Source organism: Terriglobus sp., from assembly GCF_965201105.1.
Classification (GTDB): domain Bacteria; phylum Acidobacteriota; class Terriglobia; order Terriglobales; family Acidobacteriaceae; genus Terriglobus.
The window spans coordinates 1527717-1553731 of record NZ_OZ241741.1 but is presented as its reverse complement, the minus strand read 5'-3'; the positions used below and the strand labels follow the sequence as shown (position 1 = coordinate 1553731).

At 59.4% G+C, this 26015-nt stretch carries 24 protein-coding genes and 1 tRNA gene; 12 read left to right on the top strand and 13 right to left on the bottom strand.

The genetic code is table 11. The features are described from left to right. Positions 1-752: 752 nt before the first annotated feature. The gene (locus ACOFKT_RS06885) at positions 753-1130 is read left to right on the top strand and encodes a hypothetical protein (protein ID WP_419806670.1); all 378 of its coding nucleotides are present in this window, start codon (positions 753-755) and stop codon (positions 1128-1130) included. Positions 1131-1565: 435 nt separating this feature from the next. Here the strand turns inward: ACOFKT_RS06885 and ACOFKT_RS06880 are convergent, their stop codons facing one another. The 5 genes from ACOFKT_RS06880 to ACOFKT_RS06860 all read right to left on the bottom strand — a co-directional run bounded on the left by ACOFKT_RS06880 (position 1566) and on the right by ACOFKT_RS06860 (position 4124). After that, entirely contained in the window at positions 1566-2750 is a 1185-nt protein-coding gene (locus ACOFKT_RS06880) for a hypothetical protein (protein WP_419806669.1), read from the bottom strand. Next, positions 2747-3256, bottom strand: a complete 510-nt coding sequence (locus ACOFKT_RS06875; protein WP_419806668.1) for a DUF7380 domain-containing protein — start codon at positions 3254-3256, stop codon at positions 2747-2749. The genes ACOFKT_RS06880 and ACOFKT_RS06875 overlap by 4 nt, the downstream gene beginning before the upstream one ends. Before the next feature lie 136 nt (positions 3257-3392). Beyond that, positions 3393-3469 (bottom strand) — tRNA-Glu (locus ACOFKT_RS06870). A gap of 101 nt (positions 3470-3570) precedes the next feature. Next, on the bottom strand, positions 3571-3846 hold the full coding sequence (locus ACOFKT_RS06865) for a DUF507 family protein (protein ID WP_419806667.1): 276 nt from the start codon (positions 3844-3846) through the stop codon (positions 3571-3573). Next, positions 3846-4124: a DUF507 domain-containing protein gene (locus ACOFKT_RS06860; protein WP_419806666.1), complete on the bottom strand. Its 279-nt coding sequence runs from the start codon at positions 4122-4124 to the stop codon at positions 3846-3848. The genes ACOFKT_RS06865 and ACOFKT_RS06860 overlap by 1 nt, the downstream gene beginning before the upstream one ends. Here ACOFKT_RS06860 and ACOFKT_RS06855 point away from each other — a divergent pair. The 8 genes from ACOFKT_RS06855 to ACOFKT_RS06820 all read left to right on the top strand — a co-directional run bounded on the left by ACOFKT_RS06855 (position 4111) and on the right by ACOFKT_RS06820 (position 12758). Then, positions 4111-4674 carry a hypothetical protein gene (locus ACOFKT_RS06855; protein ID WP_419806665.1) on the top strand — a complete coding sequence of 188 codons (564 nt, stop codon included), beginning with the start codon at positions 4111-4113 and terminating at the stop codon, positions 4672-4674. The genes ACOFKT_RS06860 and ACOFKT_RS06855 overlap by 14 nt on opposite strands. Position 4675: 1 nt before the next feature. Continuing rightward, on the top strand, positions 4676-6595 hold the full coding sequence (recJ, locus tag ACOFKT_RS06850) for a single-stranded-DNA-specific exonuclease RecJ (protein ID WP_419806664.1): 1920 nt from the start codon (positions 4676-4678) through the stop codon (positions 6593-6595). 50 nt (positions 6596-6645) lie between these two features. Next, positions 6646-7890 carry an efflux RND transporter periplasmic adaptor subunit gene (locus ACOFKT_RS06845; protein ID WP_419806663.1) on the top strand — a complete coding sequence of 415 codons (1245 nt, stop codon included), beginning with the start codon at positions 6646-6648 and terminating at the stop codon, positions 7888-7890. Then, complete coding sequence (locus ACOFKT_RS06840; RefSeq protein ID WP_419806662.1) at positions 7887-8852, top strand: tetratricopeptide repeat protein; 966 nt, start codon at positions 7887-7889, stop codon at positions 8850-8852. Before ACOFKT_RS06845 ends, ACOFKT_RS06840 begins: the two co-directional genes overlap by 4 nt. 44 nt (positions 8853-8896) lie before the next feature. Next, positions 8897-10309 carry a TolC family protein gene (locus ACOFKT_RS06835; RefSeq protein ID WP_419806661.1) on the top strand — a complete coding sequence of 471 codons (1413 nt, stop codon included), beginning with the start codon at positions 8897-8899 and terminating at the stop codon, positions 10307-10309. Between the two features lie 88 nt (positions 10310-10397). Further along, the gene (hpnJ, locus tag ACOFKT_RS06830; protein ID WP_419806660.1) at positions 10398-11876 is read left to right on the top strand and encodes a hopanoid biosynthesis associated radical SAM protein HpnJ; all 1479 of its coding nucleotides are present in this window, start codon (positions 10398-10400) and stop codon (positions 11874-11876) included. Then, on the top strand, positions 11869-12375 hold the full coding sequence (locus ACOFKT_RS06825; RefSeq protein WP_419806659.1) for an EamA family transporter: 507 nt from the start codon (positions 11869-11871) through the stop codon (positions 12373-12375). The genes hpnJ and ACOFKT_RS06825 overlap by 8 nt, the downstream gene beginning before the upstream one ends. Further along, positions 12372-12758, top strand: coding sequence for an EamA family transporter (locus tag ACOFKT_RS06820; protein ID WP_419806658.1), 387 nt, complete (start codon positions 12372-12374; stop codon positions 12756-12758). The genes ACOFKT_RS06825 and ACOFKT_RS06820 overlap by 4 nt, the downstream gene beginning before the upstream one ends. Here the strand turns inward: ACOFKT_RS06820 and hpnE are convergent. The 4 genes from hpnE to ACOFKT_RS06800 are packed head-to-tail and all read right to left on the bottom strand — an operon-like array spanning position 12744 to position 17102. Next, entirely contained in the window at positions 12744-14144 is a 1401-nt protein-coding gene (gene hpnE / locus ACOFKT_RS06815) for a hydroxysqualene dehydroxylase HpnE (protein ID WP_419806657.1), read from the bottom strand. The genes ACOFKT_RS06820 and hpnE overlap by 15 nt on opposite strands. Continuing rightward, positions 14141-15049 (bottom strand): phytoene/squalene synthase family protein, encoded by a 909-nt coding sequence (locus ACOFKT_RS06810; protein WP_419806656.1) that lies wholly within the window; start codon positions 15047-15049, stop codon positions 14141-14143. Before ACOFKT_RS06810 ends, hpnE begins: the two co-directional genes overlap by 4 nt. A gap of 35 nt (positions 15050-15084) precedes the next feature. Next, positions 15085-16044: a squalene synthase HpnC gene (gene hpnC, locus ACOFKT_RS06805; protein ID WP_419806655.1), complete on the bottom strand. Its 960-nt coding sequence runs from the start codon at positions 16042-16044 to the stop codon at positions 15085-15087. Continuing rightward, positions 16041-17102, bottom strand: coding sequence for a zinc-dependent alcohol dehydrogenase (locus tag ACOFKT_RS06800; protein WP_419807123.1), 1062 nt, complete (start codon positions 17100-17102; stop codon positions 16041-16043). The genes hpnC and ACOFKT_RS06800 overlap by 4 nt, the downstream gene beginning before the upstream one ends. A gap of 146 nt (positions 17103-17248) precedes the next feature. Here ACOFKT_RS06800 and ACOFKT_RS06795 point away from each other — a divergent pair, with 146 nt between their 5' ends. Together ACOFKT_RS06795 and ACOFKT_RS06790 are read left to right on the top strand one after the other, a co-directional pair. Beyond that, complete coding sequence (locus tag ACOFKT_RS06795; protein ID WP_419806654.1) at positions 17249-18028, top strand: MlaE family ABC transporter permease; 780 nt, start codon at positions 17249-17251, stop codon at positions 18026-18028. 2 nt (positions 18029-18030) lie between these two features. Then, entirely contained in the window at positions 18031-18867 is an 837-nt protein-coding gene (locus ACOFKT_RS06790) for an ABC transporter ATP-binding protein (protein ID WP_419806653.1), read from the top strand. Between the two features lie 23 nt (positions 18868-18890). Here ACOFKT_RS06790 and ACOFKT_RS06785 read toward each other — a convergent pair whose 3' ends face one another. Genes ACOFKT_RS06785 through ACOFKT_RS06775 form a run of 3 tightly spaced genes read right to left on the bottom strand, consistent with a single transcriptional unit; the run spans position 18891 to position 21159 of the window. Continuing rightward, entirely contained in the window at positions 18891-19631 is a 741-nt protein-coding gene (locus ACOFKT_RS06785; protein ID WP_419806652.1) for a dienelactone hydrolase family protein, read from the bottom strand. Positions 19632-19635: 4 nt separating this feature from the next. Then, positions 19636-20034: a hypothetical protein gene (locus tag ACOFKT_RS06780; RefSeq protein ID WP_419806651.1), complete on the bottom strand. Its 399-nt coding sequence runs from the start codon at positions 20032-20034 to the stop codon at positions 19636-19638. Positions 20035-20085: 51 nt separating this feature from the next. Continuing rightward, entirely contained in the window at positions 20086-21159 is a 1074-nt protein-coding gene (locus tag ACOFKT_RS06775) for an isoaspartyl peptidase/L-asparaginase family protein (RefSeq protein ID WP_419806650.1), read from the bottom strand. A 204-nt stretch (positions 21160-21363) separates the two neighbouring features. On the opposite strand from ACOFKT_RS06775, the gene ACOFKT_RS06770 reads away from it, so the two are divergent. Continuing rightward, a complete protein-coding gene (locus ACOFKT_RS06770) occupies positions 21364-23379 on the top strand; it encodes a CocE/NonD family hydrolase (protein ID WP_419806649.1) in 2016 nt (671 codons plus the stop codon). A 71-nt stretch (positions 23380-23450) separates the two neighbouring features. On the opposite strand, the gene pnp is transcribed toward ACOFKT_RS06770, so the two are convergent. Further along, complete coding sequence (gene pnp, locus ACOFKT_RS06765) at positions 23451-25931, bottom strand: polyribonucleotide nucleotidyltransferase (protein ID WP_419806648.1); 2481 nt, start codon at positions 25929-25931, stop codon at positions 23451-23453. Positions 25932-26015 lie beyond the last annotated feature (84 nt).

The following is a 26015-nucleotide window of genomic DNA, read 5'->3' as shown; positions in this document are numbered from 1 at the left end:
AAAAACTGGGTACGCGGTCCGGCTTCCCTTGTGGTGATGGATGAACTCACAAACCTGCTACTTTCCGAGTGTGAGGATGTGCGGCCGTAAGAGAAGGTTCAGGTTGCGTTCTTGCGCTGTTGACACGTACGCTCCAGCTTTAAACCAAGCAAATTGATGGCAAGCCGCACCAGTAACCGCAAGGCTCAGAGTGAACACAGAAGTTTTATAGCGGTCCGATCCGACCTCCAAGAGCAATCAATCTTAATCGGGCTGAGCTTCTGAAGATCGTTGCAAAAGCGCCCCGAGGTTGAGGCCAAAAACACCTCAGTCTTGAGAAGACTGGAACATCCCATGTAACGCAGAGAGTGCCGGCATCAGGAAACATCAAGTTTGCATACGTACCCTACAGTTCGCTCGAAAGCGTCATCGAGAACAGCAAGTAGGGCTGTTACTTGGCGCTGCGCCAGACGCAGTCGACGATCCGCGGAGCCGCACCGAACTGGCAGCCATGGTTGCTGTTCTTCCTGCGTTCTTTGGACCAACAGAAGCAACGGCTCGCCGTGAATATCGATGATTCATCGGCATCTCCTCATTATGGCGAGATGTGTTTAGCCCGCCTCGACCATGTCCAGTGGTCGTCGCGGGCGCTTACATCATCTACGTAGAGCATGCGACTGCTACACCTCAGCGTCAGATGCATCCTGTGGATTGGTGTTTCAACTATAGCCCTCCACGCTACGGCGCAAAAGAGGCTACGCCCTCGCTTCCCATTGCCAACTCGCGCGAAGGTGATCGTCGATGGCACCTACAACGACATCTCGGAAGGTAGCCCGGACCACGGCGCATGTGACAAGTTCCGCACCACACCGCGGCAGATTCGCAATCTGTTCCGGATTAGCCTTGAAATTGACGGTCCGGAGCATCACGGCGGCATGGATGAGGTTGCCTGCGGTGTCGCAGGACACATCCTCCTGGACGGCAAGAGATATCAGTGGCAGCTGGTGCAGTCCGACCCTGCTGGCATGATTGAGACCGACTTCCCGGATGGCGTCTCGAAGATCCTCGTGCACCAGATTGGCGACTCCAGCGATGAACCGCATTCACGCAGGCCGGGCAAGTACATCGACTTGAGGTGGTGGAAGCAGTAAGCCGCACACATGACCGCACCACCCGGGCTGGAGGGCGAACCAAAACTTCTCGTACTGATAATGGGGTCCGCCGACCTGACGCGGTACGGGCTTGCATGACAACGAGTTCATGCCCTCACTGCCGTCGCTCCCCCATCGAACTTCTGCTCGTCTCCAGGCGGGACACTGCCACTGCTCTTGGCATCAGTGTTCGCGCTGTGGATGACCTGATCGCAAGTGGCGATCTGAAGGTGCGGCGCATGGAGGACGGATCCTGATCGCCACGGAAGAACTGCGCCGCTTTGCTCGGCGTGACCACCTGGTGGCAATCGTCCCTGCCTAGTTGCTCAAGAGCTCGCTAGCTGTGGCGGTGTTGCCACTAATCATTGGCCAAGTACACCGTGTGAGACCCGATAGAGCCCAGTGCGAGAAGTGTCATGATGGCGAAACTGGCGGTCACTTGGTTGTAGTCCTGTGGCCGTAGACCCTATGGGCGTATTCGTGCCGGAGATTGAACGCCCGCTTGTCGGTGTACACCGCACGGAGAAAGAAATGGAGGCTATCGTCAAGAGTCGCCTGTACACGCGAATCCCCCAACACGTCGTTGATGTTCTTCGCCTCCGTGAGAGCTTTGTGCCTGCGAACGCCTTTGTACTGAGGGATCCCGAGCAGTTTCAGTAATCCACGGAGCAGGGGTTCTAACTGCGAGATGAATGCTTGGAATGCTGCCTTGTGCTGGGCTAGATCGAAGGCACTGAGGGCGTCTTCTATAGCCGCGTGCATATCTGGCGTGACCAGTTCCGACAGCTTGCAAAACTCCGACATATCGCTGACCGTGAACTCCGGAAATCGCATCTTGATTTTGGTGTAGCCCATCCAGAAAAACTCTGCGTTGAGAGTCAACGAATGAACAGAATGCACCATCGTTCTGCCCTCTAGGTCTTCCTCAATCGAACCGACGAACGCTCTCTGCAACCCGTCATTGCCGATAATCGACTGTGGTATTAGATTCAGATAAGGGGAAGCCTGAGCCACTGCTCGTGCACCGTCCTCCAGGTTGGCACGCTTTGGGATCATCGCGTGAACAAGACGGATCAGAGCGACAACAGGTTGAGGATTGTCAATGATCCGATTTAGCTCCTGTTCTAGTTCGCCTGCCGGGATCTGGACCTCAGTTTGGAAGCTCGCCATCGAACTGAGGACCTCAGGCGCACGCTTCTCTACCTCCAGACGCAACGCTTCAGCTTCGGTATGAAGTTCGGCCTTTTCCAGCCACTCCGCCGCTTGCTGAAGCCAATGAATGGCGACGCTGGCAGATGCAGAACGGGTCCCTCTAAGGACCGTGTGACCGAAGGTGGTGAGGACTCGATTGACTTGATCCCCGCTGCCACACTTACGATGTAAAGCGATCATCAGTTCAGACGCGGTCTCAGCAGCGAAGTAGTTCCCCTCTGCGGAGACAGCATCGAGTCGCGGTTCCAGCGCCTTCAACGCTCTCTGCAGATATCTTTTTTCGACCTTGCGGTGGGCGTTGAAGGCGCGAGCCGCTGCAACCCAAGCGCCCCTCTCCGGCTGCTCGGCTTGGTCGCTGAGGCTTAGAAGGTCTTCGCAACAGGCAGCGATCCTGGCCTGATCATTCACTCAAAGGACAGGGTCAGAGCTCGTTCAAGGTCGAAATAGGGTTGATGAGTAAGCCCTGCCCGAACACCGTCACGATAGGCGTCTACAGCGGCGCGGGCACATTCCACAGGTTGCGGTTCTGAGCTTGCCGCCACCTTGGAGATGTCCCAAATGACATCGGCATACCTGGCACGAAGCACCGGATGATTGACTTTCTCGAGCCGCTTTCTCCAGCACGCGATAGCGCTGCTATCGAGCGAAGAGAGATCTGGGACTGTGATGCGGGTTCCGTCGGTCTGCTCACCTACGGAGGTCGGGCTGTAGAAAGTGCCCCAGCAGCTAGGCTTGTTGCGGCTGCTGAACATCTCCCAAGGCGCTACTTCATATTCGAACTCCTTTAACTGCTCGGGAGCGAGTTGCTTTTGTTTTGCAGCGGTGCGCAGGCGGAGCTGAGGTTCGTGCGGCCATAGCACCTTGCGTTCTACCTCAACCTCCGCGAAGACCTCCTCGATGAATGAGAGCGACATAAGCCTCCGACTAGGCACGACAGTTTCATAATGTGCTTCTAGACGGCTTCAGGGTACCCGACAGGGTACCCCAGCCTAAACGCAGAAAAGGCGACCCTTGCGGATCGCCTGTAACTCTCTCATTCTGCTCAAAATCTGGTAGCGATATCGGGGCTCGAACCCGAACTCTTCGCCTTGAGAGGGCGACGTGTTAACCAGTTACACCATATCGCCGTAATAGCGCACGTTCAGTATACTAAAGGATGTTTTTGAATTCAAGGCGAAGGCTGCGTGCACCAAAGCAGCAGTCACGATTGAACGCAATCCACATACGGCTAAATACCCAGCCGCTTTACCTCGTCGTTGTAATACTTCCGGTAAAGGATGTCCCACTCCTGGGACCCTTCCGGGATAATGCGCTGTTGTGACTGAATCTTCTGGCGCGCCGCGGCATCAATGCGCGTCTCTTCGGTGAAGAGTTGCTCCAGGACACGCCGCGCTTCTTGCCGTAGAGTATTGCGGTCTTCCTGAAATTCGGCCTCATCGGTTTCGGCCAGGGTGTCGGCAACTACGTGAGCAAGCTTGTTGATTTTGTCGCGGGAGATGCGCATTAGAGGACCGCCTTGTACTGCTGCACCAACCGCATCTTGATTTTCTTGAACATCTCCGGGTAGCTCGCGCCAGAGCGGGTCATGTCATCCTGAATGCTCTCCAGGATCAGCCGAGCTTCGTCGTTGATGCGGTCTTCCAGCGACAGTTCATCGAGCATGCCTTGAAACACGCGCTCATTGAGCACGGCAGGCTTGTCCGTACGCACCATCTTCGCTTCGGCAAGGCGACGGACCACCTGCCGCGAAAGGTAGCCGATGTATTCCTTGGAAAAGATCATGAACGCAGTTCATCGTACCATGCAGGGCCGCACGCCTCCGGCATCGGCTGCTGCGTGTCTCAGCGGTGAGACAATAGCCTTCATGCAAGCTGACGACCTTCACTCCTTAAAAGACGACATGATTGCCTTTGTGGCGGGCAATGGTCTGCGGCGCTTCGGTGCATACGTTCCAGAAGACGTGCCGTCAGTCATCTTTGAAGAAGAAACCGCCGACAGCTGGAAGGATTTTGTCGAGCACGCAAAAGCCAGTGGCGCGCAGTTTGTAACAATGTCTGATGTGGTGCTGGAGAAAGATGACCTGGAGCTGCTGATGGAGCAGATGCGTGCACAGAACTTCCCAGACGTCGACAGCCCGGAGATGGACGACGCACATCAGCTTGCCAAACATGTGGGCAAGATCGGGTATTTACAACTTGGCTTTGCGCACCAGGGCGTCGTTTTTTTGTACGAAACAGCGACCGACTGGTACGACCAGTACCAGCAATGGATGGAAGCCATGACAGAACTTGGCACCATTCACATTGAGAACGGCGACGAACCGGACGCGTAGCGTGACGGCTGTTCCCAAAGCGCATGACGCAAGCTCGACTCACCTCCCGCAATCTGCGCTGAGTGCGTGCTCCGGGCGCAGGTGGGATTTGACCGCTGTGGACCCTGCAGAAGTCGACAGGCTCGCACGCGAAGCCTTACTGCCGCCGGTGATTGCTCGCGTGCTTTGGGCGCGTGGTATTCGATCTGCAGAACAGGTCCAGCGCTTCCTCAGGCCTTCTTTTAATCAACTGCTCGACCCTGCGCTGCTTTGCGGCATGCAGGCCGCAGTCGACCGCATCGTCCAGGCGGTTCGTCTTTGCGAACCGATCCTGATCTACGGGGACTATGACGTGGACGGCACGCTCGCGACCGTTCTGCTGAAGACCGCCATAGATCGCATCACGCCCAAAGCAGTTCCGTCACTGGTGCGCTACCACATCCCGCATCGCATCCGCGAAGGCTACGGCGTGCAGGCAACCGTGCTGGCGGCCGCGGCCGCGGCAGGCGTACGCCTCATCATTAGCGTGGATACGGGTATTCGCGCTTTCGCCGCCGCGGAGCAGGCCGAGTCACTCGGGCTAGATCTGATCGTGACGGATCACCACCTGCCCGATGCGAGTGGCTTGCCGCGTGCGGTTGCGGTGATCAATCCGAATCAGACGGGCTGCCCCTATCCGGAGAAACACCTGTGCGGCGCCGCAGTGGCATGGAAGCTGGCCGAGGCTCTGCTGCGCGCCGCCCAGGACGTTGCACTCGGGCTGCAGGTGGTGGAACCCTCGGCCTTCCAGAAGCTGCAACGGTCATTGCTGAAGCTGGTTGCGATCGCAACGGTCGCAGATGCAGTCCCGCTCACGGGTGAAAACCGCGCTATCGTGTCGCTTGGGCTGGATGAACTGCGCGATGTCCGCCAGCCTGGCTTGCGGGCGTTGATGCGGCTGGCACAGGTCGGCGGCAGCAATCGAGCACCACTGGCGTCGGAGATTGCCTTTCGCATTGCGCCACGTATCAATGCCGCCGGGCGCATGGACGTGGCAAGCGATGTCGTGCGATTGCTGTTGACCCGGGATGCCGCGGAAGCGGCAGTTCTCGCGAGCAGGCTGCATGCGTTGAACGACGAACGCCGCAATGTCGAAGGTGTAGTCTTACTCGAAATTCAGCAGCAAATCGACGCCTTGGTTGTTGACGCCGAGACAAGTGCGCCGGGTGTGTTCGTTCTGGACGGCGAAGGTTGGCATCGCGGCGTCATCGGCATTCTTGCTTCGCGCGTTGTGGACCGAACGAACCGGCCCGCGTTGGTGATCACTCACCACGACGGGGCGGCGCACGGCTCCGGCCGCTCAGTCGCAGGCTTTCACCTTCTAGACGCGTTGACCGCGGTGCATTTGGAACATCAGGCAGAGCAGCAGGAAAGCTTGTTTCTGCGTTTCGGCGGCCACGCGCACGCCGTTGGCTTTACGCTGGCTTCCGAGCGCGTTGGAGCACTGCGGGAGCGCATGCTCGCTCTTGCAGCGAAACAGGCGCCCGCCGCTCCAGTTTCGGCGGTCACGTGTGCCGACGCAGAGCTGCCACTGCACCTGGCTAACGCTGCCGTCTGGGAGTGGTTGTGCCGCATGCAACCGTTTGGCAATGGAAACGGCGAGCCCGTGTTTTTCGCCAGGCAAGTTCGCGTGATCGAGACGCGCGCTTTGAAGGAGCGCCACCTCAAACTGCGCGTCCAGCCCGCCGAAGGACCTGTGGTGGAATGCCTCTGTTGGGCGCGTTCGTTTGATTGGCCACAACGGGCTGCGGAGTGCGGCATCAAGGCTGGTACAGAGATCGATCTGCTGTATCAACTGCGGTGGAATGAAAGGCCAGACTTCAACGGTCTCGAAATTCACGTGTGCGATCTTCGAATGTGCACAGAAAGTAATCGCGTTACCTCTGCTGACCAAAGTTTCTAGAGCCGCTGCCGCCAGAACGCGTCCTATATACTGACCTGACGCGAAGACGCATGCCCACCGCCAATTCCAGCCCTGCGCTCCGGCGCACCCTCCTTTTTATCGGTATTGTGACGCTGCTGATTGCAGCGATTGTATGGATTCGTCATGCAACACGTGACGTGGTGTATGTCCGCACAGCGCGCGTGGCTGAGGGGAACATCATCAACTCCGTCGCTACGACCGGAAAAGTGATTCCGGTTCAGCTGTTCCAGGCACACGCGGCAGCTCCAGGCCAGGTGAAGAGCGTTTATGTTCATGCCGGACAGGTTGTGGAAGCGAACACGCTGCTGCTGAAAACGGACACCACGGATGCCCAGTCGCGGGTAGATTCCGCAAAGGTTGCGATTGCGACAACAGCTGCCACAGCGAGTGACCTGCAGCAGGGCGGGTCGCAAGAGGAACGGCTCGCTCTTTCCGGCGATCTAGCGCGCGCGCGATTACAGGTCGATCAGGCAAGGCAGGATTTGGCAGCGTTGCAGCAGTTGCAGGCCCGGGGTGCCGCCTCGGCCAACGAGGTCGCCTCGTCCCGTGAGCGATTATTGACAGCGCAAACATCTTTGAACTCACTACAACAGAGACAAACCCAGCGGTACGCACCGACTGACCGGGCCCGTGTGGCTGCGCAGGTTGCGGAAAGCCGGACAAGTCTTGCGGCCGCAGAGAACCAGCTGCAAAACTCTGTAGTGCGGACACCCATTGCGGGAACGGTTTTCTCATTGCCTGTGCGCCAGTACGATTACGTTTCTGCAGGCGAGGAGCTGGTTCAGGTTGCGGACCTGACCCGAATGCAGGTGCTCGCCTACTTTGACGAGCCGGAGATCGGCAAACTACAGATGAACGATGCCGTGGTCATCACGTGGGACGCGCGGCCGGGCAAACAGTGGCACGGACATGTCGTGCGAGTTCCGACCACGGTCATCACATACGGCACGCGTAACGTGGGCGAATGTCTCATCAATATCGATGACGCGACGGGTGACTTGCTGCCCAATACGAACGTTACCGCACGTGTTACAACGCAGCAGGTCTACCATGTGCTGTCGATTCCGCGAGAAGCGCTTCGGACGCAAGGCTCCCAAAATTTCGTTTACACGCTTCAGGACCGCGTGCTTCACAAGACGGTGGTTGAGGTTGGCGTGTTGAACCTGCAGACCGTGCAGATCACGGGCGGCATTTCTGCCGGTACGGTCATTGCATTGAACAGCACCAGCAATGTGGATTTGTCAGATGGGCTGGCCGTGCAGGAGGCGAAGTGAATCGTCTGCTGCGGGCCTCCATAGGCCTTTGGTCCCTGCTGTTTGCGGCAAACATGACAGCGTCAGCCCAGGGACTTGCTGCTGCCCGCTCGCTGGCGCACCAGGGTAAGATCGATGCGGCCATCGCAGAGGCACAGAAGGTCACGTCGGCCACTCCACAAAGCGCTGACGCACAGGAACTGCTTTGCAAGTTGCACGGCAGCATAGACCAATTCGATGAAGCGATTGCCGCCTGCGAGGCCGCACACAGCGCGCAGCCCGGTAACGCGGCATACACGCTGGAACTGGCGCGCGCCTATGGCGCCAAAGCCGATCACGCCGGCCCGTTTACCGGAATGCGGATGGTTGGACGCATTCGCGACAACTTTGAAGGTGCGGCACGGCAAGACCCAAAAAACGTGGACGCGCTGAGCGACCTAGGCGAGTTTTACGTGAACGCGCCGGGCGTTGTCGGCGGCGGTCTGGACCACGCCCGTCAATTGGTATCGCAGTTGAAGCCACTTTCGCCCGCGCGGGCTGCTCGACTCGAAGGCATGATCGCTGCCAAGGCGGGCGATACCACAGCCGCGGACGCAGCGTACGGTCGCGAGCTTGCCGTCCAACACTCGGCTGAGGCCTATGTCGATCTGGCGAACTACGATCGCAAGCGCAAGTTATGGGATCAGGCGGAACAGAATGCGGTGCTCGCGATCCAACAGGACGGCGCCCGCGGTCCGGACAGCATCGATGCAGCGCGCGTGCTGATCGATATGAAACGGAACAGCGCAGCTGCCGAGAAGGCATTACGCGGCTATTTGGCGCATGAACAGGTCTCCGCAGTCGCGCAATATGCCCGCGCACACGTGATGCTGGGTCAGTTGTTGCAGCAGAGAGGCGACAACGCGGGAGCCGAAGACCAGTTCAAGCAGGCGCTTGCCTTGGCCGGCGATTACAGCGCCGCGCGGAAGGCTCTGCGGAAATGAGGCTGCCTGGTCTAGGATGGCAGGTCACACTTGCTACTGCCTGCGTGCTTGTGTTCGGCGGCACCTTGCGCGCACAGCTTTCTTTGCAGTCCGCTGTGGACCTTGCGCTTAAGAATAGCCCACGCGTGCGAGTGGCCCAGGCTGACGTGGCCAAAGCCCGTGCAGCCTGGCAGGAGGCGCGCGACGCCTACATTCCGGCAGTAAGCACAACTGCCGGCTATGGTCAGTCCACGGGCGCTCCGCTGAACGTTCCTATCATTTTCAGTATCTCCGCGCAAAGCCTGGTGTTTTCATTTCAACAACGCGATTACGTGCGCGCCGCGGACGAGGCCCGCGAATCAGCCCAACACTCACTCAATCGCGAGCAGATTCAGGTGACGCAGGACACCACGAATACCTATGTGGCGCTTGATAATGCACAGGCTCGCAAAGCCGTGATCACACGCGAGCTTGATTTGGCTGAGCGGCTTGTCACGGTCACCTCTGAGCGCATCGATGCAGGCGTGGATGCAAGGGTGGAGTTGCCGAAGTCGCGCCGCACCGCAGTGCAGATCCGTCTGGCGGCCCTGCAGCTCGATGACGAGATCGCATTCAACGCTCGCCATCTCGCCAACCTCACGGGTCTGCCTGCATCCGCAATTCGCACCGACACTCACAGCATTCCGGAGCTTGCACCGATCCGGGCTCAGGGTGAAGCGAACGAAAGCATTGCGGACGATGAGGGTATCTCTGCGCTGGCCGCCACGGCACGATCCAAGCAGCACCAGGCATTCGGCGATCGACGATACCTTTTGCGGCCGCAGGTAACACTTGGCGCAAACTACAGCCGTGTGGCCACCACGCTTTCTTCCTACTCGGATTACTACCCGCGCTACCAAGGCACGCCCGGACACCCGAACAGCGAAAATGCGCTTAGCTTCGGCTTGCAGTTCACCATTCCGCTGTTGGACATGGCCCATCGCGCCAGGGCCAGGCAAAGCGAAGCAGATGCCGAACACGCAAGCGCGGATGTCGCACTGCAGCGGGGCATCTTTCGTGAAGGCCGAGCGAAGCTTCAAAACTCCGCGCTGGAGTTACAGCTGCGCGCAGACCTGGCTCGCGACGAGCAGGAAATCGCCCAGGACCAGTTCCAGACCTTACAGGTCCAGCTGCAGGCAGCTTCCGGCAGCGTCGCAGGACCACAGGCAAACCCGAAGGATGCGATCAACGCGGAACTGCAGGAGCGGCAGCGGTCCTATGACCTCTTGCAGGCCAAGCTTCAGTTGCAGCAGGTGCAGGTTAACCTGTTGCAACAGGACGGCGGGTTGAGCAGGTGGGTACAGGGCACACCCCTTCCGGCCAGCCCAGGATCGGTGCTGGCTCCGGGCACAAGTACGCCGGCAGTCCCAGGCGTTTCGCCACAAGGCACAACGCCAACCCCGTCGAATGTGGCAGTTCCACCTTCGACTCAGCCCTGAACCACTCACGGCTGCAGCAAGAAGACGTACCTATGTCTACCCATCCTCGGGGACCGGAGTGACAAAGTGGTAAAATCCACGTAGTCAGATGGACCTGAAAACACTTCTCCTCAACCCTCCGTCGTTTGAAAATTTCGACGGTGGCGCCAGCAGCCGTTGGCCTGCGACCCGCGAAATCGAGTCTTACTGGTATCCCGTCTGGCTTACCTACCCAGCCGGCATGCTTGAAGGCTCGCGCCTGCTGGATGCGCCACCGCATCACGTCTCCGCCGATGAGACCATCACGATCGCGAAAGACTATGAGTTTCTTGTCCTGTTTACCTCTACGGTAGGCTGGGCCGGCGATCATGCGCTGGCACAAGCGATCAAACAGGCAAACCCGTCGATCAAGATCGCTTTTGTCGGACCTCCGGTCACCACGGATCCGGACCGCGCTCTGAACGAGTGCAGCGCCATCGATTTTGTGTGCCGCCGCGAGTTCGACTTTTCCATCGTGGAGTTCGCGCAGGGCAAGCCGCTCGACCAGATTCTCGGCATCAGCTATCGCAACCCGGACGGCACGATCCAGCACACCATGGATCGTCCGCAGGTAGATAACCTGGACGCGATGCCGTGGGCGACAAAGATCTATAAGCGCGACCTGGACGTGACGAAGTACAACGTTCCGTTTCTGCTGCACCCGTACATTGCGCTCTACTCCACACGCGGCTGCCCTGCACAGTGCACGTTTTGCCTGTGGCCTCAAACTCTGAGTGGTCACGCTTGGCGCAAGCGCTCCAGCGACGACGTTGCTGCCGAGATGAAGTGGGCCAAGGAAAACTTCCCGCATGTGAAGGAGTTCTTCTTTGACGATGACACCTTCAATATCCAAAAAGCGCGAACGGTCGAGTTGTGCAGCAAGCTGAAGCCGCTGGGCCTGACCTGGTCCTGCACCAGCCGCGTCACGACAGACCGCGAAACGCTGAAAGCGATGAAAGAAGCCGGTTGCCGGCTGCTCATCGTCGGCTTCGAGTCGGGCGATCCGCAGATCCTGAAAAACATCAAAAAGGGCGCTACCGTTGAGCGCGCGCGTGACTTTGTAAAGGATTGCCACGACCTCGGCCTGGTAATTCATGCGGATTTTATTCTCGGCCTGCCCGGCGAGACGAAGGAATCGATTCGCAACACCATCAACTTCGCAAAAACGCTCGACTGCGAAACCATTCAGGTTTCCATTGCCCACGCCTACCCCGGCACGGAGTTTTACGATTTCGCCAAGAAGGGCGGCTTCATCACAAATGAGCACATGAACGACTCAGGTGGTCATCAGATGGCGCACATCGAATATCCCGGCCTGCCGACCGACTATGTCATGGAGATGGTGCACCGGTTCTACGACGAGTACTATTTCCGTCCGAAGGCTGCTGCGCGCGTGGTCTGGAAAGCGATCGTAAACCGCGATGTACCTCGCCTCTACCAGGAAGCAAAGTCGTTCATGAAGTTGCGTGCGGAGCGCAACCGCGCTGTCCGCGCTAAACGCGAAGAAACCGCCGTCAAGCAGCAGGAATCGGTCAGCATGAATGCCTGAACCGGCGCAGCAGTCCAAAGAAGAAGCCGGCACATCTGTGCCGGCTTCTTCTTTCGCTGCTGTTACAGGTGCGGCATCCCATCGGCTTGCGCCGGGGCAGTACCTGATTCTGGTGTTCATCATGCTTGGTGCCTCAGTCGGTGACGCATTGCTCAGCAAAGGAATGCGTCAGGTGGGTTTCGTTTCGCCTGCGCATCCGGCACTTCTGCTACATGCGCTGCTCAATCCCTGGGTCGCCTGCGGTATCGCCGTTCTGATCAGCTTTATGGGTTCCTACATGACGGCATTGAGCTGGGCAGACCTGACCTTTGTGCAGCCGGCAACTGCTTTTGGCAACGTGGTAACCGCTCTGATCGGGCGCTTCTGGCTGCACGAAATCATCTCGCCCATGCGCTGGCTTGGCATCGCACTCATCGTTGTCGGCGTGGGTTTCGTTGCAAATGGTCCTTCGAAGACCGAGCATTCATTGCTCACTGTCAGTCACCAGGACCAAACGTGACATACCTGACGTGGAACACGGCTTCGGTGATCGTCGTGATGGTTCTGGGCGCTACTGTGGGCGAGACACTTATCTCCGCCGCCATGAACCGTGTGGGCGATCTCGACTTAATCCGCAAGCAGCAGGGCCTGGCCGCAGCGATTCTTGCGGTGATCCGATCGCCGTTACTGCTCGGCGGCATCGTCTGCATGGCAATCAGCTTTTTTGCTTTGCTGACCGCGCTTTCCGGTGCGGATCTTAGCTTTGTCGCGCCAGCCACAAACTCACTGACGTTCATCGCCACCGCAGTCTCCGCGAAGGTGTTCCTGAAGGAAAACGTCGACCGGCGGCGCTGGTTGGCGGCGCTGTTTGTGGCAGCTGGCGTTTTCCTACTCGCGCGCTAGCAGACGCATCAGGCCTGCAGGCGGCAGGTTCGGCTGCAAGAAGCGGTTTGCCGAGCCGAGCTGCCGGGCGGCGGCTTCGGCAGCCAGATAGCCGCTTCGAACTGCGCCCTCCATGGTCGAAGGCCAGCCTGTGTTTGTCCAGTCGCCCGCAACCATCAGGCCGGGAACAGCAGTCTCCTGATCAGGCCGGAACCTATCCATTCCGGGCAGCACAGAAAAAGTCGCTTTCGCCTCTTTCAACACACTCGATTTGCGCAGCGTCGCAGAACGCGCGTTCGGAAAGAACTTTTCAAGCTCCCCGATCGAACGCGCCAGCAGCGTCTCTCTGCTTTCGCACAGTTGAGTGTGCGAAGCAGAGATCGTCAACTCCAAGTATGAGCCTCGTTCTGCCGGCCAGCGGCGAATCCGGGACTTGTGAAACATCCATTCGATCCCGGTGTCGAGCAAGGCTGCATGATCCAAGGACGTAAATTCGCAGTCATACCAAAGGTGAATCGACGTAATCGGCGAGTGACAGAAGTGAGAGACGCCCTGCGGCAGCGCGCGCGCGGTCAGATCTTCGCCCAAGAGTTTGGCGACATGTTCAAAGGAAACAGCCGAGATGATCGTCCGCGTAGACAACTCTTCCCCGCCGTTAAGACGGACGAGCCACTCGTTCCCACGCTGTTCAACCTGCGCAACCGAAGTTCTCTCGTAAACCGTGCCGCCCTGCAAAACGTAGTGCTCCGCGATGCGACCGTAAAACTCTGAAAGCGGAAGCGTAGGAATCCCGAGGCGACCACCTTCCGCGGAGCGTAGGAACGTCTCATGAAAGACTTGGCCGGCATAGCGCATGGAGCAGCGATCAAGCGTGTCGTTCAGCGCCGAGATGACCACTGGCCGCCAGAAGTGCCGGATTGCGCTTTCAGGCTGACGCTTGCGGCGCAGCCAGTCTGCCACCGACTCCCCGTCGGTACGCGGATAGCCTCGAAGGAAGCTTTGCAGGGCCGTCCCAATTGCGATCTTGTCCTTCCACGACAGCATGGCCGCGGTCGCGAAGCTGGGCAGAGTTTGTAAAGGCGCAGGCAAGGCGGAGAGCGTCAGATCACTTTGACGGCCGCCGGGTTCTAGGAACGCATAGCGGTCGTACCATCGGACCAGGTCGGCAACGCCGGCCGTCGCGCAAAGGTGCCGCACATTCGTGCAGCAGCCCACCAAGACGTGCTGTGAGTCGACTACCTCCTGCAATGCAGGATGCAGGTAGGAGTAGGCGCGGCCGCCAACAAATGGCTTGCGCTCGACCAGCGCGACGCGGGCTCCCGATGTGATGAGCGCCGATACCGCGGCAAGTCCGGCTAATCCAGCTCCGATGATGACCGCATCGTAGCGAACACCCGTCCCATTCATGTGTATGACCGCAGCAGCATGCCTCGGAGCAGCAGGCCGACCTTTCGCGCGGTCGAGACCCGAACCCGCTTGCGAAAGACTTGCAGGTGCACATGCTCGATGCGGTGTAAAAGCGCGTGATAGATGTCGATGAGCGTGCGCATCGCGCCCCGGCTGTCTTGCTCAATGGCAGCGATCAAGGACCGGTCCGCCGCATAGAACGACTCGGCTCGAGCGGCAAGGGCCTGCATCGCCGCGAGCAGTTTGGCATTCGGCTCGTGCCGTGTCGCTGCTTCCAGCACATCCTCCACGACCGCACCGTGCTGCCCCAGCAGATCCAGCGGAAGATAAATCCGGCCCCGCTCTGCATCCTCGCGAACGTCGCGAAGAATGTTCGTGTACTGAAAAGCCTTGCCCATGGCGATCGCGTGCTCGTCCGCATGCTCGCCCTTGAAGCCGAAAATGCGGATCGTGACCAGCCCTACGACGCTCGCGACAAGATAGCAGTAGCGATCAAGCGATTCGATCGTGGCGTACACGTCAAAGACACGGCCGGAGACCTCCATCCGGTTCACGCCTTCTGGTGGCTCCTCCTGCAGATCCATCACAGTGCCGGCGACAAGTTCGTCCAACAACTCGTCGGAGATGCCAAATCGCTGCTGGGTATCGCGAACGGCTGTGAACACCGCATCATCGTCGTTTGAAAGGTGCTGCCCCTGATGGAAAGCGTTGGTCCAGCGACACATCAAACCTCGACGATCTTCGATCGACATCGTTTCGTCATCGGCGATGTCGTCGGCGCGTCGCATGAATGCATACATGGCGCACATAGCGTTTCGCTTGTGCGCAGGCAGCGCCAGAAAGGCATAGTAGAAGTTCTTTGCTTCGCGTTTTGCGACTTGGCTGCAGTGCTCATAAGCCTGCATAACGTTCTGTGGCTCAGCGCGCTCTTGCCAGGTGCTCACCGCAGTCCTCGCGAACCACGGTGAATGCCGATCTTACCCAACGCAGCGCCAAAGAGCAGCGTCAGCTTTTCGCTGCGTGAGACCTCCGGCCGCTGTTCAAGCGTGTTATATCCAATCCGCTCGATCCCGCGCAGGATGGCGAGACCTCCGGCGCTGAAGAGACGCAACGTTGCCGCAAGCTCACTGTCTACGCTATCGATCAGTGCGGCACCGCGAAGCAGCCGGGCCCGCGCGTCCTCGACAAGTTCTTGGAGCAGAGTCGCAAATTGCGGTGTCGATCGGCCTTCGCGCAGCGTGGTCTCGGTCACACCATGCGCCGCCATGCGGTCAGCCGGCAGGTAGATGCGATCACGCTCAAGCAAGTCTTCCTGTACGTCTTGCCAAAAATTCGCAAGCTGCAAGCCGGTGCAGGTCTCATCTGCCAGGCAGAAGAGATCGGGGGAGCGATAGCCGCACAACATCAGCACAAGCCGCCCAACCGGATTTGCCGAATCGTTCGAATAGCTGACAAGCTCATCCATGTCAGCAAAACGCGTCTTTACCTGATCCTGCTCAAACGCACGAATCAACGCGGTGAAGGGCTCCATGGGCAGATCGCAGGCACCGATGCTTTCGTGCAGCGCAACGTAAACCGGATGGCGCGATTGCTGCGGCTCTTCGAAGCATTCCACCAGCATTCGCCGCCAATTTTGCAGCAGGTGCGTGGCGAGCACTCGGTCGGGTACTTCGTCGCCCAAATCGTCGGACACACGGCAGAACGCATACACCGCGTGAAAATGCGGTCGCAGCCGTGCAGGCAGCAGCTTGGTGGCGACGTGAAAGTTTTCGTAATGAGACTCGGCAAGCGTCTTGCACCACTGGCGCGCCTCAGCCAACGTGGGCCGCACTTCAGGTTCCAGCAGTGCCGGGGGCGCCCCGGCGAGGCGATTTGGCGCAGGTGCGATTGCTGTGCTCATGCCGCGCACTCCACGTTTGGCAGAATCGCGGTCTTGATGTCGAGCCGGCCCTCAGCCGACCGGACCGTCATGCGGCGAAACACGTCTGGAACTTCCGCGAGCGTAGCCGTCGCGGTGATAAAGTCAGCCGGCGAAGCGGCACCGCTGCATATCAGTTCAAAAGCGCGCTGGCACGTTTCCGGCGTGTGGTGAAAGCTGGCCTTCAGCGTGATGTCGCCGTAGTGCAGCCGATTCGTATCAAAGCTGACACGCGTGCCCGAAGGCGGACCGCCAAAAAAGTTGACCGTGCCGCCTTTGCGCACCATGGCAACTGCCTGCTCCCAACTTTCAGGTGTGGCGACGCACTCCGCGACCATGTCAGCGCCGATGCCATCCTCGGTCAAAGCGCGAACCTCGGCGACCACATCGACACCACTCCTTAATTGCACTACCTCATCCGCGCCATAATTGCGGGCGCTGACGGCCTGATCCGGGCGCTTGACGACCGCGATGACACGACATCCCGCGATGCTGGCGATGCGCAGGAACATGAGCCCGATCGGACCGGCGCCAATCACAACAAAGCTGTCTCCCGTACTGGCGCCTGTTTCTTCAAAGCCGCGAACGACGCACGCCAGGGGCTCGGTCAATGCAGCATGTTCGAACGGCAACTCGTTCGGCAGCTTCAGCGTGTTTTTCACTACAATGCGCGCCGGGATGCGCATGAACTCCGCGTAAGCCCCATTGTTAAAAAGGAGGTCTGAACACAGGTTCGGCTGGCCATGGCGGCAAAAATAGCAACGATCGCACGGTGCGGAATTCAATGCAACAACACGATCGCCTGGCTGAAAGGTGCAAACACCCGGGCCCACCTCCGTCACGGTTCCGGCAACCTCGTGCCCGAACATTGTGGGCGGTTGCAGCATTTGCGCGTGGTACCCGCGGCGATACACCTTCAGGTCAGTACCGCAGGTGGTCGCCGCGCCGACGCGCAAGACCAGTTCCCCCGGACCGGCAGTGGGGCACGGCACACTCTCCAACCGCAGATCCTCTTTGCCGTACAGCACGACGGCCTGCATCCGGTTCGTCACACCTCTATTCTCGCATTGCGCACGGCCTCGCCGCCGCTCGCGGCCCCGCCTGCATTGTCGCGAAACGACGGGCGGGTTTGCAGCATCTCATAGCTAGTCCTGAACCAGAGAAGCCGGAGTCAATCATCGCTGCGATGAGTTCGTTTTCACCCACAAAGCTGGCGAAGCGCTGGATCCTGGCGCTGCAGGAGTATTCCCTGCTCGTGTTCCGCGCAGTCGGAAGCTTCTTTTCACCACCGATCTACTGGGGTGACATCTTCCTGCAGATGGATTCCATCGGATTCGGCTCGCTCCCAATCGTGTTGCTGACCGGGTTCTTCACCGGTTGCGTGCTGGCCCTGCAGTCGGAAACAGGTCTGAAGCAGTTCGGTGCTGTGTCCATGACCGGACGCCTTGTCGCGTTGAGCATGGTCAAGGAACTGGGCCCTGTGCTGACGGGCCTGATGATGGCCGGCCGCAACTCATCGGGCATGGCTTCTGAACTCGGCTCCATGCAGGTCACCGAGCAGGTGGATGCCATGCGAGCGCTCGGTGTGGATCCGATACGAAAACTCGTTCTCCCGCGCATTGCGGCGACGGTTTTCATGCTTTTTTTCCTTACCATCCTGTCGGATACCGTCGGCATGGCGGGCGGCGCATTGGTCAGCGTTTCGTTGCTCGGCTTGAACATCTCGTCATATCTGCACACCAGCTATCGCGCCCTCGTGTTTGGCGATATCGTCCAGGGTCTTCTCAAACCGGTCTTCTTCGGCTTCATTTTGGCAAGCGTGGGTTGCTACTTCGGTATGTCCACCAAGGGCGGCACTCAGGGCGTAGGTCGAGCGACCACGCAGGCCGTAGTCGTTGCCAACGTATTCATCATTGTGGTCGACTTCCTGCTTAGCCGCTTGATGATCGTCTTCTTCGGAGGTTAGTCATGCCGAACCAGGCGAAAAAACAGGACCAAGCGCCCGCAATCGACCCGAGCAAGCCGGTTCTCGCCTTTAGAAACGTGAGTCTATCGTTCGATCAGAACAAAGTGCTGGATGACGTGTCTTTTGCGATCTGTCCGGCAGAAACTTTCGTCCTGCTGGGGCCCGCCGGCAGTGGCAAAAGCGTTCTGATGAAGCTCGCCGAGGGGCTCATCAAACCCGATAGCGGCAGCATCTGCGTCTTCGGCGAAGAGATCACAACCATGTCCGAGCGCGATCTGTTCGCTCTCCGGCGGCGTGTGGGCATGGTTTTCCAAGAGTCGGCACTTTTTGACTCCATGACGGTGGAAGATAACGTGGCCTACCGCTTGAACGAAGAAGGAGTGGACCCGGGCGAGGCGCACAAGCGAGTCGAAGAATCGCTGCGGTTTGTGCTGCTGGGCGATGCCATCGCGAAGTTCCCTTCGGAGCTTTCCGGCGGCATGCGGCGTCGCGTCTCCATTGCGCGAGCGATCATCACCAATCCGGACCTGATTCTTTACGACTCGCCTACCGGCGGGCTGGATCCAATTACGTCGACAGCAATCATCGAGCTTGTCGGAAAGCAGAGGGACATCAATCACACCACTGCGCTCATGATCACTCACCGTCTTCAGGATGCATTTACCTTGGCGACACACCGCTTCGATCAGCAGGCGAACAAGCTGATGCCTATACCGAACAGTGGTGTCGATGAAAAGACGCGCTTCCTGGTGCTCAATGAAGGCAAGATTGTGTTCCAGGGCAGCACGCTCGAGCTGACGCACTCCGACGACCCCTGGATCAAGAGCTACTTGTCGTAGCACCCGGCCAGCTGTACCCCCTGTCACCGCAGCGTTCGACGAAAGAAACCGAGCGCCTCGGCATAAAGCAGCAGCGCAAGTTCTGGATCGTATCGCGGACCCTCGTCGCGCATAAACGCATGTGCTCCGTTCACTTCGTGCCAGGCGAACTTCAGGTTCAGTTCGTCAAGTCGGGCAAGGATTATGCGACGTGCTTCAAGCGGGATGTGTGGGTCCTGCCGGCCCCAGATCATCAGCAGTTCGCCGCGTATCTCTGCTGCACGCTCGAGTGAATCGTCATGCTTGCCCTTGCCAAGCGAACCCTGTGCTATATCGGTACCGTAGAAGCAGACGGTGCCGAGCACCTCCGGTTCCATGGCGGCGCGAAAACTCAGGTGTCCGCCCAGGCAAATGCCCAGAGCGCCAACAGTTCCGCTACAATCCTCGCGTCCTTTTACATGGTCGATCAGAGCGCGTGTGTCCGCGTCATAACTCGCTAGCTCCTTTTCGTACTTCCACCGGTTCCCGCGGTCGCTGCCCGCCTGGTCATACGCCAGCACGGTTCCTGCGGTTTCGAACTCGTGATACACCTCGGGCATCAGCACGACGTAGCCATGTCCCGCGATCACTGCCGCCGTGCGCCGGATGGGCGCGGTGATCTGGAAAATTTCCGAGTAAAACAGGATCGCCGGGTAGCGGCCCGAGGCAACTGGCCGGATCACGTGTGTGCGCATCGCGCCGTATGGGGTCGGCAGCTCTACAGATTGCGGTTCGGTAACGATCACGGTACTATCTCCAACTTACAGCCAGGTGCCAACGCAGATTGCGCTCCACCGTCTTGCGCAACACAATCGCGTACTCTTCAAGTTCTTCACGGATCAACTCGGATTCGCTGCCCAGTTGCGCAGGTTCGTTCCGTAAGTGGTCCAGCAGCGCCTCGACCGAGCGAACCCCCTCTTCTGGCGCAAACCACTGGGGCGGCGGTAACTTGTCCAGCAATTGCGGATCACCCGCACCCTCTTCGATCAGCAACGCCATCGAGTTCTGGTCTGCGGAGAAGAAATCAATAAGCGGACGAACGCCGATCGATCGCGCCAGCTTTTCGAGCGCGTCTTCGTTCCGGGCCAGCGCGCGGCCGTTCACAAAGATGTCGTAACCAGGGTCATCACCCTCTACGACGATGTACATGGAAGCCGCCATCTGCTGTTGAGTGTAGTAGCAAACAGCTTCGGACGAACCTTACGGCTCATCCCGGTAAATGCCAATCTGCAGCTGACCACCCTCCACCAGCTTGCCCCGAAACATGCCCGGCGTGTTAAAGCTCCAGGCGAGCTGACCGTCCGGCGTCAGGCCGATCACGCCACCATCGCCGTGGATGGCACCAAGCTGCTTCTGCACCACTTCATCCATGGCGGCCTGCAACGGCATGCCCCGGTACTGCACTAGCGAGCAGATGCGGCTCGCGACCGTAAGCCGGATGAAATACTCGCCCGTTCCGGTCGCGGAAACCGCGCACGAGTCATTCGAGGCGTACGTGCCCGCCCCGATGACTGGCGTGTCACCGACCCGGCCAAACTGCTTGCCCTGCGTACCACCTGTGGTCGTGCCGGCAGCTACGTTGCCATGCCGATCGCGCACCGCGATACCGGTGGTTCCGTACTTGTGCGCGTCGGGCGTCTCCAAATCGGCTTGCGGTTCGCTCGGCGCAGGCGGCGCGCCCTCGGGTCTCTGAGGTACGGGCTTGCCGTTCTTTTTCAGCTGGTTCACCAGCGATTGCCATCGGCGCTCCGTGAAGAAATAGCTGTTCGGCACCTGCTCCAGGCCGACAGTCGCGGCATATTCATCCGCGCCTTCCCCTACCAGAAACACGTGCGGCGACTGAAGCATAACCGCCTTCGCCAGCGAGATCGGGTGCTTCGTACGCGTAACCTCCGCAACGGCGCCGGCCTTCAGCGTTTTGCCGTCCATAATGGCGGCGTCCAGCTCATTCGTGCCCTTTGCGGTAAACACCGCCCCTTTCCCGCAGTTAAACAACGGGTCATCCTCAAACACCTTCAGCGCCGCTTCCACTGCATCCACAGCTGCGCCATCGTGGTTCAGCACCGCCTGGGCCGCTTCGATCGCGCGGGCCACACCGGCCCGGTAAGCCTTGTCGCGCTCCGGCGTCATGGACGAGCGCTCGATCACGCCTGCTCCGCCATGTGCGACGATCGCCCATTGCCCTGACTTCGCGGTCATGGCTGCCTGCGTGGAAGTCTGCGCGTTGCCGGTCATGGCAAATACCAGGGCGAGAGAAGCAATGCGAAAGTACATGTGCGCATGCTAGCAGCCCACAGCGCGGCACGGCTGAGACTTGCCAGTAACAATCAGCGTCTCCCGTATACTCGGTCCACACGACACAACAACGGCGTCGCGCCGCTTCGGCAAGACTCAGTAAGGACGGCCATGACTTCTTCACGAAGCTCCCTGTGTCGCGCGGCGGTCTGCGCGGCGGTCTCGCTCGCGCTGTGCTCGCCCGTGATTTCTCAATCAAAAGCGGCGACGCAGCCGCGTGTGGTGGATAACGACATCCCGGAGAGCTTTACCGCGCCCAAGCAGCAGCCGTTTGTGGCGCCTGAGGCGCAGTACGACTACGAGCGCCGCGAAGTCATGATCCCCATGCGCGACGGAACGAAATTGTTCACTGTGATCGTCGTGCCCAAAGGCGCAAAGAACGCGCCCATGGTGCTCACGCGCACCTGCTACAACGCTTCGGCGCGTGCGGCAGCTTCTCGTGTTCCGACTGCGACCGGAACCGAAGCAGTGCCAGCGCCGGCGCAGGTCGGTCGCAATGCCCGCGTACCCGGCCCGGCTGGTGAGCGCACCGCGGCTCCTCGTCCGCACTCACCGCACATGGTCGACGAGCTGCCACTCAGCGATGAGGTCTTCGTGCGCGCCGGCTACATTCGTATCTACCAGGACGTGCGCGGCAAGTACGGCTCAGAGGGCAAGTACCTGATGACGCCTCCTCCCGTTGGTCCTTGGAATCCGACCGGTGCCGACGACACGATGGATGCGTATGACACCGTCGATTGGCTATCGAAACACGTGCCCGAATCCAACGGCAAAGTCGGCATGATCGGCTCGTCCTACGAGGGCTTTACCGTCGTTATGGCTCTGCTGAATCCGCATCCGGCACTTAAGGTCGCCGCCCCCGAAAGCCCCATGGTCGACGGCTGGATGGGCGACGATTGGTTTCACTACGGTGCCTTTCGCCAACGCATGCTGGATTACTTCATCGCGCAAACGTCGGTACGCGGTGCAGGTCCACGAATCCCGCACGAACAGCGCGATGACTACTCGAATTTCCTCTCGAAAGGTTCTGCGGGTGACTTCGCGCGTTCGCAGGGCCAGGATCAACTGCCCTTCTGGCGCACGGTCGAGGCCCACCCTGCTTATGACGGCTTCTGGCAAAGTCAGGCGCTCGATACCTTAATTGCGCAGAAGCCGCTGACCGTTCCGACCATCTGGCTGCAGGGACTATGGGACCAGGAGGACATGTGGGGCGCGATTCACAGCTACCGCGCCGTTGAACCGAAGGACACTGCGAACGACAAAAACTACCTCGTCATGGGTCCCTGGCGCCACAGCCAGGTGAACCGGGAAGGTCGCTCCCTGGGACCACTCATCTGGGATGGCGACACGACGGCGGACTACCGTCAGGACGTGCTGCTTCCTTTCTTCAATCAATACCTGAAGGACGGCTCGCCGAAGGCAGATACGCCACCGGTCTACATCTACAACACGGGCGAGGACCACTGGGACCGCTTTGCAAAATGGCCGCTCAGCTGTGAGTCGGGCTGCGATCAACAAACAAAGCCGATGTACCTCCGTGCGGATGGACAGCTCTCCTTCGACCTAAAGGACGCAGGTAGAAGCAAGTACACCGAATACGTCTCTGACCCGGCGAAGCCCGTGCCCTATTCACCGCGGCCGGTCACAGGTTCCGATTGGGGCCAATGGCTCGTGCTCGACCAACGCTTCGTCGATGGCCGGCCTGACGTAGTTACTTGGCAAACTGAGCCACTAAAGCAAGCGATGCGCGTCAGCGGCGAGCCCACGGTTCACCTGGTGGCTTCGAGCAGCGGCACGGATTCCGACTGGATCGTGAAGATTATCGACGTCTTCCCCAACGGCAATCAGCAGAACCTGGAGATGAACGGGTATGAGCTTCCGATCAGCATGGACATTTTCCGTGGCCGCTATCGCCAGAGTTTCGAAAAGCCTGAAGCCTTGAAACCCGGCCGCCCGGAGGAATTCAAGTTCGGCTTGCCGCAGGTGAACCACGTATTCCAGCCCGGCCATCGAATTATGGTGCAGGTACAGTCGAGCTGGTTCCCGCTGTACGACCGCAATCCGCAAACCTTTGTGCCAAACATCTTTGACGCAAAAGCGCCGGACTACCAGAAAGCGACGCAGCGGATCTACTCATCCAGCACGATCAGCATGCCCGTCGTTCCGCTGCAGCCGGTCATCATCACCGGCACGAAGTAGCTCGTTGACTCAATGCAACAGTAAGGGCCGCAGCACACGCTGCGGCCCTTACTGGTTGTTTATAAAGTGGCTTACGTCCGAGGCGCGCCGCTGTTGCCGGAGCTACCGCGGCGTCCACCACGCCGGCGGCGGCGACGGCCTGAGCGCTCCCCCTGTGCTGCACCTGCATCGGCGGCACCGGCATCCGTCGATGAGGTCTCCTCACCGCCTTCGCTCTCGTCCGTGTCGTCCACATCCAGATCGTCGAGATCCTCGTCGTCGTCGTCGAAGTCCTCACCGCCTTCCAGCGTGATCGTCTCTTCGCTCGGAGCGGGTGCCGTGCGTTCCGGACGCGGTGCGCGCTCCACCCGTTCCGGGCGCTCACGACGGCCCTCGTTACGATCGCCACGGCCCTCCCGCTCACTACGAGCTTCGCCTCGTTCCTCGCCACCCTGCGACTCCGGCTCAGTCAGACCCAGCTTCGCGCGCTGCTCCTTCAGCACCGCTTTGCGCGAAAGCTTGATGCGGTTGCCCTCAATCGCAAGCACCTTCACCAGGACCTGATCGCCTTCACGCAGTTCGTCCTTCACGTCCTTCACGCGGTGTTCTGCGATCTCGGAAACGTGCAGCAGGCCATCGGTGCCCGGGAATATCTCGACAAAGGCACCAAACTCGGCGAGACGAACCACCTTACCGAGGTAGGTCTTGCCAGGCTCGGGAACTGCGGTCAAATCGCTGATCATCTGGATCGCACGCGCCAAACCGTCGGGATCGGAAGACGAAACATCCACCTTACCGGAGTCATCGACGTCAATTTTGACCTGTGTGGCTTCGATAATGCCGCGAATCACCTTGCCGCCAGGTCCGATCAGGTCGCGAATCTTGTCTGTTGGAATCTGCAGCGTCCTGATCTGCGGAGCGTACCGCGATTTCTCGCCGCTGGCGCTGCTAATAACCGCGTCCATTTTATCCAGCAAAAAGAGCCGGCCACGGCGCGCCTGATCAAGAGCCTCACGCATAATCTGCGGCGTGATGCCCATAATCTTGATGTCCATCTGGAGCGCAGTAATGCCCCCGCGCGTGCCGGCCACCTTGAAATCCATGTCGCCGTAGTGATCTTCCGCACCGGCGATGTCGGTCAGGATCGAATATTTTTCGCCTTCCTTGACGAGCCCCATTGCCACACCCGCAACCGCACCCTTCAGCGGAATGCCTGCCTGCATCAGCGCCAGGGACGCGCCGCAGACCGACGCCATCGACGACGAGCCGTTCGATTCGGTGATGTCCGACACCACCCGCAACGTGTACGGCGAGTCCTTTTCATCCGGCAACACAGCCTCTAGCGCCCGCTGCGCCAATGCACCGTGGCCGATCTCGCGCCGGCCCGTGCCAGTCATGCGACCGACCTCGCCAACGGAATACGGCGGAAAGTTGTAGTGCAGCATGAAGCGGCGCTTCTGCTCGCCTTCGTAAGATTCCAGCCGCTGCGCGTCGTCCGCGGTACCCAGCGTGGCAGTCACCAATGCCTGCGTCTCGCCGCGGGTGAAGAGCGCCGAACCGTGCGTGCGCGGTAGGACGCCAACTTCAATGTCGATCTTGCGGATCTCGTCGAACGCACGGCGGTCCGGGCGAACGCGGTCGTTCAGCACCTGTTCGCGGAAGATGTTCTCGCGCAACAGCTCGAAAACCTTCCCAAAGCGTTTCGCCGCGGCCGGATCGCCTTCTGGAAGCGACTTCTTCGCCTCATCCTTGATCTGTTTGATGGATGCGTAGGACTCGGTTTTCCCGTACTTCTGCGTGTTCAACGCGTCAGTCAGTTGCTCGCCGACGCCCTTGCGTAGTTCGTCATAGTACAGGCTGGTGTCTTCCGCCGCCGCCATCGAACGCTTGGGTTTGCCCGCAGCTTGTGCGAACTCAATGATCGTGTCGCAAATCTTCTGAATTTGCTCATGCCCAAACTCAATAGCGCTGACGACCTGCTCTTCGGTCGCCTCACGCGCACCCGATTCGACCATCACGATGCCGTCTTTGGTGCCGGCAACGGTGATGTTGATCACGCTTTTCCCACGCTCCTCATACGTCGGATTCACGACGAAAGCGCCATCGATCAGGCCCACGCGCACCGCTCCGATGGGGCCCTGGAACGGAATATCTGAAAGTGCCAGCGCACATGACGCAGCGTTGATCGCAATAATGTCCGGGTCGTTCTGCTTGTCCGCGGAGTAAACAAACGCAACCACTTGGGTTTCGTTCCGGTAAGTCTCCGGAAAGAGCGGCCGAATGGGACGGTCGATCTGCCGCGAGGTCAAAATCTCCTTCTCGGACGGGCGCCCTTCGCGCTTGATAAATCCGCCCGGAATGCGTCCGCCGCCATAAGCGGTCTCGCGATACTCCACAGTAAGCGGGAAGAAGTCGATGCCTTCCTTCGGCTCAGGCGCGCCAACGGCGGTCGCCAGCACGACGGTGTCGCCGGACGTGACAAACGCGGCACCCGATGCCTGCTTGGCAATGCGGCCTGTTTCAAAAATGATTTGCTTGCCTCCGGCAAGCTCCACGGTAGTCTGCTGCTTCATAGCGGCTGTTCTCTCTTTGCTTGGTTTGGGAGTGGGTAAGTTTGCAATTCGCCGGTAAAAGACACGGCTAAATGCAAACAGACC